Here is a 16,169-nt window from a genome sequence, read left to right on the forward strand (position 1 = left end):
AGATGGAAGTTACTCTCCGATAGGGCCTTTGATCACTTAAGCGGCTCAGTAATTTCACCTGATTCAGGGTCTACATTTATTACCTCTTCACCGGCAGGTTCAGTGTCATGGCCGACTCGGGTACTGAATGCTTTGACCTGCTCGGAGAGCTTGGATATCAACGCATATTCGTCAGCGGTCAGATCCCGATCTACAGCAAACTGAGCCTGTGAATAGGTGATACCGCTTGAATTGGTCGCCTTTTTCAATGAAAAGCGGGTAACTACGCTGTTCGATTTTTTACCTTTAGAAAGCAGCCTTTTGATGTAGCGGGAAAACTCTTTCAACGATCCTGTTGGCAATGAGAGTATCAACGGGAAAATCTCCCCTTCACGCAGTACATATATCCTGCGGCGGTTCTTGCAAGCTTTGCTGCCGTTTTCCCCCGAACCGAACTGATTATATGGGCATTTGGCACAGCTTCCTCCGGGGTCTCCTTCGCCGGTTATACCATCAAAGCTTCCGCAATCCGGTGGGTTACTGCCTCCGGTATACTTGTCCTTGTAGTATGCATAAAGTGGATGATGATAAAGAATTACCGCTGAGAATTCTTTGACAGTATCAGGTTCTCCGGGATTTTCCCCGGGTACTTCGAATACTGTGCTGCCTGCGGACGGGATTTTTATGCGTTCAAAAGTCATGTCAAGACCGTCAAGTTCTGATGCCATTGCCTCGTCAAGATTGAAATCAGCGAGCTGAAGAAAACCTGTATTTTCGTTAATAGTTACGAGTTCATTGTTTTTCATGCTTTTATACCTCCGTAAATATGAATTTGAAATGTAATCTATATCATTGTTCTTTGAAGCATTGTTCTTCGAACAGTTATTCCTTGAACATTGATATTGGAGCATTGCTTTCTGAAGCTATTTACCTTGCTGCTTTCCGCACAGTTACTGTTGTCTTTTCGAAGACATTCACAAGGCCTTTCAGCCAGTCCGGAAGCTCGTCCCCATTCTCCGCAATCTGTTCTTTAACAAATGCTGACAGGGAATTTGCATTGACTGTTTCATAGATGAGTTCTCCAAAGCCTTTACTGCGTAGTGCGTCAAACAGTTCCTCCTTCATGCCTGCGGCAGCACTGGCTCTTGTTGTCGTTGAAAGGCAGAACATTGTTCCTGCTCTTGTGAAGTTTTGCGTCTCACTGCTGATCATCAGCTCAGACAGGCGGTATTCAACATCGTCAATCTCTGCATTAATGCTTTTTAGTTCCTCTTCCGCGGCCTTTTTTGCATCGCGAAGCTCCTTAAGACGGTCAGCAAGTTCAAACATCGCATTATTGCTCACAGCTTTCACCTCCCTCTGGGGCAAAAGGATTTGCTCCTTTGCGGTAGTCGTCTATCAGCATTTTTGCAAGATCTGCCTTATTGCGCAGAGCAGTCAGGATTTTTGAGTCTACAGTACCCTTGGCGATAAGGTAGATATATGTGCAACCGTTCTTTTGTCCAACTCTATGGATGCGGGCTTTTGTCTGTTCGAAATTCGACATGGAATAATCAAGTGAGTAAAATACCATTGTGCTTGCAGCGGTTAGTGTAATACCGAGTCCAGCAGTTGCAATCTGGCCTACGAACACCATGCAGTCGGGATCACATTGAAACCGGTTTACTTGCCCTTGGCGATCCTTTGTTGCCCCATAAATACACGCATAACCGATGTTCTTCTTCTCCAGCAACCTGCATATGGCATGAATTTCAGGGATAAACCTTGCTATAACAACCAGCTTATGTCCTTCTTGAATACTGCTTTCAAGGATATCTTCAAGAGCTTTCAACTTGGCATCACTGACTTGCTCGATTTTCCCACCGTCATCGCTTCCGATGAAGCCGCCGGTTAATTGCGAAAGACGAAGCAAGCGTGTCAGTATGTTTGTAGCTGTTACTTCTCCTGCTGACAGCTCAGTATAGCTTTGTTTGACAAGCTCTTTATATTTCTTTAAAGTGACAGGCTCAAGCTCAATATGGCGAATAATATCGGTGGTTTCCGGCAAATCCAGGCACTCCGCTTTGGTCGCCCGGAATGCAATGCTGTGGATCCTTTTCATCAAATCCTGTTCCATTGATTTTTTCAGCACTGGTGTATGGTTGCCATAGCCGACCATGTTGAAATACCGGTTTCGGAATGCATAAAAGCTGTTGCCAAAGATGCGTGGATCGAGAAATTTATACTGGCTGAATACATCTATGGCTTTGTTGGTTATAACCGTTCCTGTCAGTAGGAGCCGATACCGTGCAAGCAAGCCCAATCGGTGCATTGCTTTTGAAACCGCTGTATTATGAGTTTTAATTTTATGTCCTTCATCGGCGATGATAATGTCAGGATGCCAATTTGCCAGTTCCTTTTCCATTCTCCATGCAGATTCGTAGTTGACTACCACTACATGGACACCTTCGCCAGTTAAAAATCTTAGTTGTTGGATTTTCTTCTGAATCGTGCCATTAAGGACTATAAGCTGATATAGGAAATCTGCGAACCGTTTAAATTCGTCCTCCCACACTCCAAGAATGGAAAGCGGTGCAACAATCAGCACACGTTTTATTCTTCCAGCGGCAAGCAATGCTCCTATAATTGCAATTGAGACAAGAGTTTTCCCGGTGCTGGTCAGCCCATTTCCATCAGGAGCGCTGCACCCCATCCGGAAATGGCAGAAACACCACCACCCTTCAAAAGCCCAAATAGACTGCAGATGAAATTGAAAGCACGAATCTGATGGTTGTATGGTCTGCCCTTTATGGGCATTGAAATTATTGACAGCGTTTTTGCATTGTTCATAGAGTCTTGCATCTTATATCCTCCATCCTTCAATTTTGAGGGTTGGCCAACTCTCTGACTTAATGCTACTTGAATTGTTAAAGCCTGTCCGGACATCTAAAGTCCATGATTTTGGCAAAAAAATAGCCATTATGCAGTAAGGTTTTTGCGCCTTTTTTGCATAATGGCTTAAAATCTCATTATAATAGCCGGTTTAAAATATAAAAAGTTGGACTTCAGAAGTCCAACAATTTTTTTAACTTATCATTTCTTTATATGCCTTTGCACAAAGAGGGGAAAGTCCCAAGGCTTCCAAAACTTCATTGCATTCATATATTGAATGCCCTCTATACGAATGGATAAGCTTTTTATACGCCAATTGCTGTGGAGTGTTATTGAGAGTATATCCGGCAAGCCTTAATATCTCTTCACTGTATGTAGGGCTAAGCTCCAATCCGATGCAGATTGCCACAACGGTTTCTAAAGTTGGATTGTTAAGTTCATTGTTTTTTATTCTGTCATATGTTTTTCCTGAAAGCAAAGTCTTTTCAATAAAAACAACCTTATTGTAGCCTTTTCTTTTGATATGTCCATATACCGCTTGGGAAAATGTCTGGGTTGTGCGGATCAAATGCTGACCTTCTTCGACGAATTCTTCGTGAAATTTCTTTAGCTCTTCTGAACGATTAAATACCTCCATATTATGCTTGTCCGGATTAAATGTCGGCACTCTGTTATAATCCGGTGTAGCTTTACGGAACATTATAGAATCGAGGTATACTACAATGTCCATCTTGGAGGCTTTATTTAGTTTTAAATCAAACAGAAGGCAGCATTCATCTACATGCAGTTTTGCATAATCTGTAAGATCAAGGCTTCCATTTTCTAACCTTTTAATGTATTTAGAGTCGTTAATAACGTAATGACCGTCAACATAAATAAAATTACCGCTGTCTATAATCTTTGCGAATTCAGGATTCGCATAGTATTCAAAAAAGGAATCGCTTAGGCTAATACTGTATGTTTGATTCTTATGTAATGAGTCTGCCTTAAATGAATAATTGCTGATAAAATGGTCATCTACGTAGGTATATACACCTTCAACTTCCTTATATCCAAGGTCAAGCATCCTTATTTTAGCTGCTATCCTTGACACCTGGAAGAAGTCAGCTAATTCATACACAACATTTTCCATTATATTTAGCCTGTTGTGAGTACCAAAAAGGAGCTTATTCTTTTTAATTAGCTCCTCAATCTTTTTAATGGTCATTGATTTAGGCATAAGGATGCGAGGTGCTATTCCGTTAGCATGCCATTCCATCCAGTCTTCTGGCGTCCATTGTTTTTTGTATTTAGTTGTTTCGTTTACTCTGCAGCTTATGAGTAAAGCATCGCTGTTATATGTCTTAACTAACTCATGGTATTTTCTATGTTTATACCAGTGAACACACTCATGGATAATAGTATTGTTCATGCACCCTACGTTTCGCATGAAATACACATTAGGATCCACGAGAATTGTTCCTCTTGAAACTTCCAAAGGCTTATATGTTCTTTCATTTCTGTCGTAATATTCTACCGTACAATCTCCAAAAACTATTTGACCAAATATAGTGAAATGCTTTGTTAACTGGATTTCCTTAACCTTAAGCCCCATTCTTTTCACTACTTCATCTACCGGAATAGGCATAGGAGTACTTAATGCTTCCGGGCAAAATTCACTTAGAAACTCGGTAGCAACATCGTCAAACTGTTCCTTTTCTATAATTGGCACTAAATACTCAGACAGTCGGCCTAATTTGCTTTCTCTGTACTTGTTGTATATTGAAACAGAGTTGATTTGAAAATTCTGAATTCCGTCATCAAGGTCAGCTCTGCAGGAGATACGGAACCATTGTTCTATACCATCAGTCTCGCGATTCCTTCGTACTGTTTCTGCAATTTCAACTTCGGCAGAAACAATTACGTCAAATAAAATACTGTTACCTGGCGAGTCAGTTATGTCTATCATTATGATGTCAAAATCGGATAATGCTGCTTCATCCGGTGATTGCACACGATATGAGTTGGATTCAAGCTTATCCGGGTTGTCCTCAATATACTCGGACAATTCGTCAAAGAGTTCATTGTAATACATATTTGCAATAACATCTCTGAACGAGCTGACGCTTGCCATACCGTACCTCCGTAATAACATTTCATCATTTAGACCAGATATTTCCTTGTGTAAATTATAACATAAATTGCGCAAAACACAATAAAAATACGCGAACTCAAATTTATATTGTGTTTTAGCCGACTTTGTGGTATTCTTTATAACGAGCGAGGTGACAATTATGGCCGTTAGCTATAAAAAACTATGGAAACTCTTAATTGATAAAGATATGAAAAAGAAAGATTTAAGAGAAGCGGCTGGTATTAGTACATCTTCAATGGCTAAACTCGGAAAAAACGAAAATGTAACGACCGATGTGCTTGTGAAGATTTGCAAGGCATTAAACTGCGATATTTCAGATATCATGGAAATTGTTGACGATAACGAGTGATCACTTCATCTTATATATTAACAAATAGAATTTATGAAAGAGGTGCAAAATACAGTGAGTAGAATTGGGGTAAACGAAAAAAAATTCTATCGCACACTTGAAGAGATATTTACTGGAGCAAAAATTGAAGGTCAAGGCGGCTTTTTAAATCTTATTAAAATCAAACATGATTATTATCAAAAGGTTATTTCTCAGTTTGCTAAAGAAGTAGAAGAAGATAAAGTGATAACCAATGATTTCCGCGAAGAATTTTTTAGCAAATTATACACATTTTTTAAAAAATACTTTAATGAGAGTGGAAGCATTTTCTTTACAAAAACAGCCAATTGGAATAATGTTTACGAAAAAATCTATACAGGCCAAGATGATATTGTTTTGTTTTGGAAAACACATATGCTGTATTATGTAAAGACCGATACAATATTTAACAATTTATTTATTGAGGTAGAAGATAAACAGTGGGGCAATTCTTATTTTTACTTTGATGTAAGCAAACTTGATTTAAAAAAGAACAATGAAAAAAGGGCGTTAGTATATGAGTTTTCTAAACAAATTAATGCATCCGAAGCTGAATCAAAGCTTGGGATTAAACTCACTGATAATATTTCATCGGCTATAAATGTTATTGAGGTTAATTACTCGACTCATGGTAAAACAACAAAAATTGAAAATTTAGTCAGAAAAACGGGCGTTAGGGATGAGAGTATCTATAAAGCAATATCTGTTTTTGAGAAACAAAATAAAGTAGATTTTTTTATAAATAAAAATGCAAAGAAATTCTTAACTGAACAACTGGACATATATCTTCATCAGATACTTTTAGATGATTCTAATGAATTTTCTTTAAGCCGACTAGAGCAAATCAAAACCATTAAGTTATATGCTAAAAAGCTTATTAATTTTATTTCAAATTTTGAAAACGAGTTAGTTTATATATGGAATAAACCAAAATTTGTTCTAAACAGTGAGTATATAATCTCTGCTGACCTTATATCCTCTGATATAATAAATGCTTTGGAAAAAGCACCCGGATATGCGAAACAAATAAAAGAGTGGATTGATTTGGGATTCATAAAAGAATCTGCTTCTTTACAAGATATTATAAACGAAAATCCGCATATTCCGTTTGATACAAAATATTTTCCCGAACATAAATATGTTATTTTAAGTCAATTTGATGATATTGACAGCGCTCTTTCTGGCAGGCTAATACGTTCAGAAAACTATCAAGCATTAAATACGCTATTAAATAAGTATAAAGAAAAAGTAGACTTAATTTATATTGACCCTCCATTTAATACAGGAAATGACTTTGCTTATGTTGATAATTATCAAGATAGCACTTGGTTATCAATAATGAACGATCGATTGCAGTTAGCATATCAGTTTCTTAAGTCAACAGGCTCTCTCTATCTACATCTTGATGAAAGAGCAGACTATTATGGTCGTATTTTATTAGATAAAATTTTTGGCAAAGAAAACTTTAAAAGAGAAATTATATGGGATATTCAAGTGCTTTCGGGATATAAAACACAAGCAAAAAATTATATTCTTGGTCACCAAACAATACTTTTTTATATAAAAGATCCTCAAGAATTTTATTTTGAAAAGCAACGACAACCACACAGAAAAGAATACTTAGATAGGTTTGACAAAGTCGATGAAAAAGGTCGAAAATATTTTGATGGTAGGGGGTCAATTATTTATTTAGAAGATGCAATAAAAAAAGGCAAAGCTGTCGGAGATGTCTGGTATGACATTATGTCATTCCAGCAGAACGCAACATCGAAAGAAAAAATGCCAAGATGTACAGAACTTACTCAAAAACCCGAGGAGCTGCTTGAAAGAATCATCAAAGCATCATGCCCAGAAGGTGGTTTAGTATTAGATTTTTTTTGTGGAAGTGGTACTACAATCAGTGCAGCACACAAGCTTGGCAGAAAATGGATTGGGATTGAGATGGGGGATCAGTTTGAGGATACGATTCTTCCAAGAATTAAAGAAACCATAAATGCAAAAGGACATCGAGAACCTTGTGGAATAACAGAAAAAGTTAATTACTCCGGAGGTGGATTTGTAAAATATTACGAGCTTGAGCAATATGAAGACGTATTGCGCAAATCAGAATACACACCGGCGGACTCTCAAATTAATTTGTTCTCAAAAGATCCTTTTGAAAGTTATATTTTTTTCTCTGATCAAAAATATGCTAATGTTATTGAAGTGAAAGGGAATCAGCTATTTGTCAATTTAAATAAACTTTATAGTAATATTGACTTGGCTGAATCACTTGCGAATATATTAGGAGGACAACTTATTGTGGACACAGAGGATGAAGTGAAAATAAACGTAAAAGGTCAAATTATTAGTTTTTCTAAAAACATCAACAAGATGAATGAAGATGAAAAAATGGTACTTCTCAAATACTTAAAGCCTTTGATTTGGTGGGGTGAGTAATTTATGGCTGTTAATCATTATCAAAACTTAGTTGATAACATTAATTACGAAGATATAAACGAGTGGCAGATTCCAGATATATATCATTTTTCGGATAAAAAAGTACTATTTCCATATCAAGTAGAAGCCTTAAAGAATACAGCAAAACTGTTAAAGACATTTTACTCATCACCTAACGGTAAAAAAGAACTTTACGAGTTTTGCATTTCCAACGGTATGGAGAGTAATTTTTGTGTACAAAAATATATTAAACCGATTGATGAACGTAAGGGAATAGCAAATCCGCGGTTTGAATTGCTCTCAGAGTACTATAATATTAATGACGATTATAACACTATTGACGGGGTCCATTTCTTTAATCGTTGTGCTTATTGGATGGCCACTGCAAGCGGTAAAACAATCGTATTGATTAAAGTAATTGAATATATATCCTATTTAAAAGAAAAAGGTTTAATTCCTAATTATGATATAATGCTTTTACTGCCTAAGGAGAATTTGCTTGAACAATTTAAAGAACTAGTTATCGAGTACAATAACTCACGAAATCCAAACTCAAGAATTGAGATTGTTAATCTAAAAGACTATGATAGTGATAAAGCAAACCCTTCAATAATTAAATCAATAAAAATATACTATTACCGAAGCGATTTAATAAGAGATGAAAAAAAGGAAAATATTCTCGATTTTAAAGATTATGATAATGCAGGAAAGTGGTATATATTTTTAGACGAAGCTCATCGCGGAGAAACTGGCTCGTCGACTATACAGGATTATATTACTATTCTTTGCAGGAATGGCTTTTTGTTCAACTTCTCGGCGACATTTACCGATGAGATTGATTATGCTACGACAGTTTACAATTTTAATCTTGAGAAATTTATAAATGGAGGTTATGGTAAGAATATTTATTTATGCAAAAGTAGTTTCGAATTTGATTCTGCTCTGGATGAGTTTTCAGTCAGAACAAAACAATTGCAGGTATTGAAATCAATGCTCGTTTATACATTAATAAAAAAACAAAGAACTCCTAATCTCTATCATAGCCCGTTAATGGTAACGCTTGTTAATACCGTGAATACAGAGGATTCAGATTTACTAATGTTTTTTAAGATTATGGAGTCGATAGCCGGTGGAGATTATGATGCTGACTTATTAGAACAAGCAAAAGAATCTTTACTTGCTGACTTTAATTTTAAGAACTATGTTTATGGAGATGAGAAGTTAACATTTGATAAATCACTTTTGATAAATCTCACAATAAAAGATATTTTATATTTTTTATTTAATTCAAAAACACATGGCAAAATCGAGTTATTGGAGGGAGAAAAAAATAAAGAAATTGTACTTAAACTCCAAACATCATCAAAAGCGTTTGCACTAATTAAAATTGGTAATGCAGACAGTTTTCAAAGCAATTTATTAGGTCCAGGCTATTTGAGAAGTATGTCCTATTATAATATTAATTACTTTCAATCGCTTAATTCAAATGATGACATTAATATTCTCTTAGGAAGTAGAAGCTTCTATGAAGGATGGGACAGTAATCGACCAAATGTAATAAATTTTATTAATATTGGTGGAGCAGATGCTCAAAAATATGTGCTTCAATCATTAGGACGAGGCGTTAGAATTGAGCCAATAAGTGGATACAGGAAAAGACTTCCTTTAGCAGATACACGAAAAAACTGTCTAATGGAAACTTTGTTTGTTTTCGCAACTGACAGAAATGGCGTTGAAAGTATTTTAAAGACCATTGAACACGAAAAATCAGAAAATGGTAAAGAAATAGAGCTTGTAAAAAATGCAACTGGTTTTGACTTATTAATCCCAAAATATAAGCAATCAGAATCTCGTAATGATTTCAATTATTTTTATGTTTCTAGAAAAACAAAAGAATCGTTTGAAGCCTATTTTAAATCCATGCCAGCAAATCTAGCAATATTGAAATATGGCATTATTCCTGAGCAGTATTTTATTATAAAAGATAAAATTGAAAAAGATGAATTCTTTGCTATCAAAGAAGATCGCGTTTATTATGATATGGATTTTCTTTTTGAGTTAGTTGCAAAACATGTAAGTCTTAAAAATTATGTAGTCAGTGATATTCATCCTATTAATGATGAGATTGTTCATTTTAAACATATTCGAGCTATAAATCTGTCTGATACAGAACTCATCGAATTAAGCAAAAAAATAAAGAATATTAGTAATTATTCTGGTGAAACAACGACTCAATTGGCAAAGATGCTCGCAAACGGAGAAATTACAGAAGATGAATTCAATCAAAGAAATGCTGCTACAAAAAAAGAAGATACTTTCAAAGACGTTGTTATAGCACATATTGCCAAACATTATTATTTACCTGTTATATATTCACTTGATGAAAAAGTTTCCTACTTGAAAAATATTATTACGCATGAAAGTGAAACCATGTTTGTAAAATCACTGGTAAATGGAATGTCATCTATTCCAGGTGATGTTGATTGGATGTTTTCAAAACTTCAAGAAAATACTGATTCAATCTATATTCCATATTATTGCTATAAGGATAACTCATATCATAAATTCTACCCGGATTTTATATTTTGGATAAAAAAAGGGAATAAATATAAGATTGTGTTTGTTGACCCAAAAGGTACGCAAAACACAGATTACTTAAACAAAGTTGACGAGTACGAGCGAATTTTCACAGATAATGGAAAACCAAAAAATTACAAATATGCTGACTATGAAATTATATTTGATCTAAAGCTTGTAGGTGAAGATAGAAACAAAGTTCCTGCTAAATACCGCTCTTACTGGTTGACACAAGGTGATTTTAATTTTATTAACATTTAAATGGTGTAAACTATAGGAAATAATCCATATATAAAATAGAACATTTTCGATAATGAAATCCTAAACTTTTATGAGTTCCCTTATGCGGCATCCATCCTGCATCCTCAACCCCCTGTAAAAAAGGGGGTTATCTAATCTGGTAACTCAACTATTAATTTTCGGGACGGTTGATATGTTCCCTCAAACAATAAAAATAAGGGTTTCCTGACATTGCCACATCCGGCAGATCGGCCTCGAGAAAAGCTAAATGTCTGGAAACCCTTTATTTACAAGCTTTTTAGTTCTTTATTTCTTAACCCTTGACATCAATGTGACGCACTCAACATGTGTCGTGTGTGGGAACATATCTACAGGCTGCACCTCTACTACCTTATAGCCTTCCTCTACTAAATATCCTAAATCTCTTGCTAATGTCGAAGGATTACAGGACACATAGGCTATCCTTTGGGGACTAGCCTCTATTATGGAATATATTAAGGATTTATCTAATCCTTTTCTAGGTGGATCAACTACTATGGCATCAATTTTTATACCTTTTTCATTTAATTTTGGCAAAACATCCTCGCTTTTTCCTAGGATAAATTCCACATTATCTATATTGTTTAACTTTAAATTTTCCCTTGCATCCTCTATAGCCTCTTTTACAACCTCTACACCATAGACCTTCCTTACATGTTTGGAAATATATATGGAAATGGTCCCTATTCCACAATATAGATCTGCTACAACTTCATTCCCTGTTAAATTTAAATACTCTACTACCTGGTCATATAAAACTTTCGTCTGTTCATGATTTACTTGGAAAAAGGATTTAGGTGAGATTAAAAATTTATATTCCCCTATATGGTCCAAAACCCTATCTTCACCATACAGCTTTATATCTCTAGGCCCTAATGTCACCAGTTTATCATTTTTGTTTATATTTTGGTATATACTTACCACAGTGTTACCGGAATAAGTAAGCATCTCTATTAACTCCTTTTTATGAGGAAAGTATTCATCCTTGGTTACGATTACTACCATGGCCTTATTTTCCTTAGTAGTTCTTATTAGTAGGTTTTTAATTATACCTTTTTTGCTTTTCTTATCGTAGCCATCCACCTTATATTTTTTCATGAATTTTTTCATTATAATTAATATATCATCTACTATTTCATCCTGAATAATGGATTTCTCCACAGGGACTACGGTATGAGTTCCTTTTTTGAAAAATCCAATTTTATAATCTTTTCCTACCTGAAATTCCACCTTATTCCTATACCTGTAGGGATAGTCCATACCAATGGTATCCATTACCAATATATCCTCTATTTTACCTATTCTCATTAAACTGTTTATAACCCTATTCTTTTTAAACTCCAACTGTTTTTCATAAGCTAGGTTTTGCAATTGGCATCCATCACATTGGTAAAAATGTTGACATTGAGGTTCATCCCTGTAAGGAGATTTTTCTAATATTCCTACTACTCTTCCTATTCCAAATTTCTTCTTAATCTCCAATACCTCTATATATACTACATCTCCTATAATTCCCCCATGAACAAAAAAGGTGAACCCTTCATATTTACCTACTCCCATCCCTTCACTGCTAATATCGGTAATTTCAAGTTTTATTCTATCTCCTACATTAACACCTTCCATAAAATGCTCCTTTCACAAAAATAGGACACAGTTTGTGTCCTAAATAGAATCGGTAATATCTCTACCATCTTATGAATATATTGGTACGACCCTTGCTTAACATTTGATATAGTTTTGATTTAACATAATTTCTATAAAAAGTTCTGGTTCCTGGCAAAACCATAGTTATACCTATAACATCAGTAATAATACCAGGCGTAAGCAAGAGCAGTCCTCCAATTAGAATAGACAAACCATTTAGCAACTGGTTTCCTGGAACTTGTCCCTGAGTTATTTCTAACCTAATATTTCTAATGGTCATTCTTCCCTGGGATATGGCTAGTAAAATCCCAATAATTCCTGTCAATATAATGGCTAAAAAAGTGTTCAAAAAACCTAAACTTTGAGAAGCTTTGACCAAAATATATAGGTCTAAAATAGGTAATAATATTAATAACAATATGATTTTCTTCATAATATCCTCCATCAATAGCAGGAGATCACTATCCTATTTCAACCTTTGATTCTAAAAGCCCCCATATTTCTCTGTATTTTTTCCTAAAGTTTATGGGTTTTAAATTTCTGTCAACAAATGCATGAACTGTATTTCCAGTTGCAATCAATGCATTGTCCCACTTCCTTACTAAGGTATATTCAAATTCTAACCTTACTCCTTTTAGTTTTACCAATTTTGTATTTATTATTATTTCATCATCATATTTAGCAGGAATTATATATTTGCAATTTGCTTCAATTACAGGTAAAAGGACTCCAACTTTTTCCAAATTCCCATATTCCATATTAAACTCTCTAAAGAATTCAGTTCTACCTATATCAAACCAAGTAAAGTAGTTGCCGTGATACACAACTCCCATTTGATCTGTTTCTTTATATCGCACTCTAATAGTTGTACATACTTCCACTAATTTCACCTCTATAGAACCTTAGCTTCTCCTTTATAAACAAGTCCAGTAACAGAATCTACAGTAACTATATCTCCATCTTTTAATATCTTGGTAGCATCTGTAGCACCAACTATAGTTGCCTTTCCTAAATTCAACCCTACTATTGCTGTATGGGATGTGAGTCCACCTTGTTCTACGATTATAGCTGAAGCCTTTTTCATAAATTCTACCATGTCCTTATCGGTAAACTCGCTTACCAAAATATTCCCTTCTTTAAATTTAGCTGTTAATTCTTCCATAGTTCTGCAAATGCATACCTTCCCAGTAATTGATTGCTTACCAATTCCCGTCCCTTTAATCAGCACTTTCCCCACTGTTTGGACTTTTATTAAATTAGTGGTTCCAGAAACACCTACAGGTATGCCTGCAGTTATTACTATTAAATCTCCTTCTTCAATATAGCCTTTTTCAATTGCACTATGAATTGACCGGTCTATTACCTCATCTGTAATATCGCTTTTTATGGATAAAACAGGGTACACTCCCCATACTAAGGACAATTTTCTCATTACCCTTTCCGTTGTAGTTGCTGCGATTATTGGAGCCTTTGGTCTGAATTTAGAAATGGCTTTGGATGTATATCCGGAAGAAGTAGCAGTAATAATTGCGTTAGCATCCAAATCTTCAGCAGTGGTACAAGTAGCTTTGCTAATTGCATTAGTAGTTGAAACATCTTTATCCACTGGACGGTGCTTAAGAACTTCTAAATATTCATCAGATGTTTCAGTCCTAATAGCAATATCGTGCATAGTTTTTACAGCTTCTACAGGGTATTTTCCTGCTGCAGTCTCACCTGACAACATAATGGCATCGCTGCCATCTAAAATTGCATTTGCCACATCTGTTACTTCTGCTCTAGTTGGTCTAGGATTCCTCATCATGGAATCCAACATTTGAGTTGCTGTAATAACAGGCTTCCCGGCTATATTACATTTTCTAATAATCTGCTTTTGTATAAGAGGAATTGCTTCCGTTTCTATTTCAACACCCAAATCTCCTCTTGCTACCATTATTCCATCAGAAGCCTCTATGATTTCATCTATATTTTCTACTCCTTCCCGGTTTTCTATTTTAGATATAATATCGATATGTTCTCCTCCATATTCCTCTAAAATTTTTCTTATCTCCAAAACATCATCAACTTTACGTATAAAAGATGCAGCAATAAAATCTACATCATTTTCAATTCCAAACTTAATATCCTCAATATCCTTTTCTGTTACAGCTGGTAGATTAATAGACGTATTGGGTAAATTGATGCCCTTATGGTCTTTTATTGTCCCACCATTCAAAACAAAACATTTTATATCTGTTCCATCGACTATCTCAACAACTTCCAACTCAATTAAACCATCATCTATTAATATTTTATTGCCTATTTCTAAATCCTGAGCCAAGCCCTTATAGGAAACACTGGCAATAGATTGATTACCCACTATATCCCTAGTAGTTAAAGTAAAAGTATCTCCAGCTTTAAGTTCTACCATTTCTTCACTTAGGCTACCCAATCTAATTTCTGGTCCTTTTGTATCTAGCATTATCCCAATGGGTAAATTCATTTCTTCTCTCAATTTCTTTATCGTATCTATTCTCTTCTTATGTTCTTCATGGCTACCATGAGAAAAATTAAGTCGTGCCACATTCATCCCATGTAAAAATAACTGTCTTAGAATATCTTCCTTTTCAGAAGCTGGTCCTATGGTACAAACTATCTTGGTTTTTTTCATACTCACACCTCATCCCTCATATAGATAGTATTCTCCCAATATCATACATCCCTTTATCAAATTCTTTTTTTACATTTAATGCTTCGTCTATATCCATGCTGATCAATTGATTGCATTTGATTCCTAAAGCCTTGCCCGATTCACCAGCAAGTAATAGTTCTACTGCTTTATTGCCCATTTTACTTGCAATAATCCTATCATATGCTGTAGGAGTTCCTCCCCTTTGAATGTGTCCTAAAATAGTTACCTTAGTTTCAGCACCAGTTTTTTCCTCTATCTCCCTCCCCACCTCATAGGCATTACCAATGCCTTCTGCTAATACTATGATATGATGTAGTTTCCCTCTGTTCCTGCCGTGTATAATTTTCCTACATACTTCATCTATGTCAAATTCTACTTCAGGAACAATAATGCTTTCCGCTCCACCAGCAAGTCCAGAATAAAGAGCAATATCACCACATTCCCTTCCCATTACCTCTATTATATTAGCTCTTCCATGGGAAGTTGATGTATCCCTTATTTTGCTTATCGCATCTACAACCGTTTCGACTGCAGTAAAAAAACCTATAGTATAATCAGTGTATCCCATGTCGTTATCTATTGTACAAGGAATACAAATAGTAGGTATTCCTGCATCATGTAATTTTTTAGCTCCTCTGAAGGTACCATCTCCGCCTAAAATTATCAATCCTTCAATTCCAAAAACCCTAACAACATTTAAAGCTTTATTAAATCCTGCTTTAGTCGTAAATTCATCGGATCTGGCACTCCTTAACATTGTACCCCCTCTGTGTATAATATCCGCTACAGAGGATAGATTCATCTCTTCTATTTCACCATTTATTAACCCATTATAGCCTTGTTTAATTCCAAATATCCTAGCATTCTGATAAATAGATGTTCTTACTACAGACCTAATGGCTGCATTCATACCTGGTGCATCTCCACCGCTAGTTAGTACACCAATTGTCTTCATGTAGTCTCCTCCCAACTATACTTATTATTAATTAAAGAATTCCTAAATCTAAAAGAACTGCTTGTATTTCACCAGCCTCAAATTCAGGTGCTAATATCTCGTATAGTTCCTCATCTCCCTCCTTTGAAAATAGCTGTTTCTTTACTAAGAACCCTTCTTCTAACAATTTTTTTTCAATCTTTGATGCTTTGTCAAAACCTGTAGCTAAATAAACTGCAGTCCACATGGTTACACTCTCCCTACTTTAATCATG

14 protein-coding genes are annotated in these 16,169 nt (G+C 35.3%); 3 read left to right on the forward strand and 11 right to left on the reverse strand.

Going from position 1 to position 16,169, the window contains the following annotated elements; translation table 11 throughout:
* Nucleotides 1–32: 32 nt before the first annotated feature.
* From BLV68_RS04515 to BLV68_RS04530, 5 genes are all read right to left on the reverse strand, one after another.
* Entirely contained in the window at nt 33–785 is a 753-nt protein-coding gene (locus tag BLV68_RS04515) for a hypothetical protein (protein ID WP_011838170.1), read from the reverse strand.
* A gap of 121 nt (nt 786–906) precedes the next feature.
* Nucleotides 907–1,323: a gp33 family protein gene (locus BLV68_RS04520; protein ID WP_200773642.1), complete on the reverse strand. Its 417-nt coding sequence runs from the start codon at nt 1,321–1,323 to the stop codon at nt 907–909.
* Entirely contained in the window at nt 1,313–2,671 is a 1,359-nt protein-coding gene (locus BLV68_RS04525; protein WP_093751279.1) for a DEAD/DEAH box helicase, read from the reverse strand. Before BLV68_RS04525 ends, BLV68_RS04520 begins: the two co-directional genes overlap by 11 nt.
* On the reverse strand, nt 2,638–2,820 hold the full coding sequence (locus BLV68_RS15390; protein WP_159428608.1) for a hypothetical protein: 183 nt from the start codon (nt 2,818–2,820) through the stop codon (nt 2,638–2,640). The genes BLV68_RS04525 and BLV68_RS15390 overlap by 34 nt, the downstream gene beginning before the upstream one ends.
* A gap of 223 nt (nt 2,821–3,043) precedes the next feature.
* Nucleotides 3,044–4,963, reverse strand: coding sequence for an ImmA/IrrE family metallo-endopeptidase (locus tag BLV68_RS04530; RefSeq protein WP_093751281.1), 1,920 nt, complete (start codon nt 4,961–4,963; stop codon nt 3,044–3,046).
* Between the two features lie 160 nt (nt 4,964–5,123).
* Here BLV68_RS04530 and BLV68_RS04535 point away from each other — a divergent pair, with 160 nt between their 5' ends.
* Genes BLV68_RS04535 through BLV68_RS04545 form a run of 3 tightly spaced genes read left to right on the forward strand, consistent with a single transcriptional unit; the run spans nt 5,124 to nt 10,628 of the window.
* Nucleotides 5,124–5,333, forward strand: a complete 210-nt coding sequence (locus BLV68_RS04535) for a helix-turn-helix domain-containing protein (RefSeq protein WP_093751283.1) — start codon at nt 5,124–5,126, stop codon at nt 5,331–5,333.
* A gap of 54 nt (nt 5,334–5,387) precedes the next feature.
* Entirely contained in the window at nt 5,388–7,790 is a 2,403-nt protein-coding gene (locus BLV68_RS04540) for a site-specific DNA-methyltransferase (RefSeq protein WP_159428609.1), read from the forward strand.
* Between the two features lie 3 nt (nt 7,791–7,793).
* On the forward strand, nt 7,794–10,628 hold the full coding sequence (locus BLV68_RS04545; protein WP_093751287.1) for a DEAD/DEAH box helicase family protein: 2,835 nt from the start codon (nt 7,794–7,796) through the stop codon (nt 10,626–10,628).
* Between the two features lie 285 nt (nt 10,629–10,913).
* Here BLV68_RS04545 and rlmD read toward each other — a convergent pair whose 3' ends face one another.
* The 6 genes from rlmD to BLV68_RS04575 all read right to left on the reverse strand — a co-directional run bounded on the left by rlmD (nt 10,914) and on the right by BLV68_RS04575 (nt 16,142).
* Nucleotides 10,914–12,269: a 23S rRNA (uracil(1939)-C(5))-methyltransferase RlmD gene (gene rlmD, locus BLV68_RS04550; protein WP_093751289.1), complete on the reverse strand. Its 1,356-nt coding sequence runs from the start codon at nt 12,267–12,269 to the stop codon at nt 10,914–10,916.
* 61 nt (nt 12,270–12,330) lie between these two features.
* Nucleotides 12,331–12,723 carry an FxsA family protein gene (locus tag BLV68_RS04555; RefSeq protein WP_093751291.1) on the reverse strand — a complete coding sequence of 131 codons (393 nt, stop codon included), beginning with the start codon at nt 12,721–12,723 and terminating at the stop codon, nt 12,331–12,333.
* A gap of 28 nt (nt 12,724–12,751) precedes the next feature.
* The gene (locus BLV68_RS04560) at nt 12,752–13,171 is read right to left on the reverse strand and encodes an acyl-CoA thioesterase (RefSeq protein WP_093751708.1); all 420 of its coding nucleotides are present in this window, start codon (nt 13,169–13,171) and stop codon (nt 12,752–12,754) included.
* A gap of 11 nt (nt 13,172–13,182) precedes the next feature.
* Nucleotides 13,183–14,940: a pyruvate kinase gene (gene pyk / locus BLV68_RS04565; protein ID WP_093751293.1), complete on the reverse strand. Its 1,758-nt coding sequence runs from the start codon at nt 14,938–14,940 to the stop codon at nt 13,183–13,185.
* 16 nt (nt 14,941–14,956) lie between these two features.
* Entirely contained in the window at nt 14,957–15,916 is a 960-nt protein-coding gene (gene pfkA, locus BLV68_RS04570; protein WP_093751295.1) for a 6-phosphofructokinase, read from the reverse strand.
* Between the two features lie 31 nt (nt 15,917–15,947).
* Nucleotides 15,948–16,142: a hypothetical protein gene (locus BLV68_RS04575; RefSeq protein WP_093751297.1), complete on the reverse strand. Its 195-nt coding sequence runs from the start codon at nt 16,140–16,142 to the stop codon at nt 15,948–15,950.
* Nucleotides 16,143–16,169: the final 27 nt, after the last annotated feature.

This window comes from Tepidimicrobium xylanilyticum, assembly GCF_900106765.1.
In the GTDB taxonomy this organism is placed as follows: Bacteria; Bacillota; Clostridia; order Tissierellales; family Tepidimicrobiaceae; genus Tepidimicrobium; species Tepidimicrobium xylanilyticum.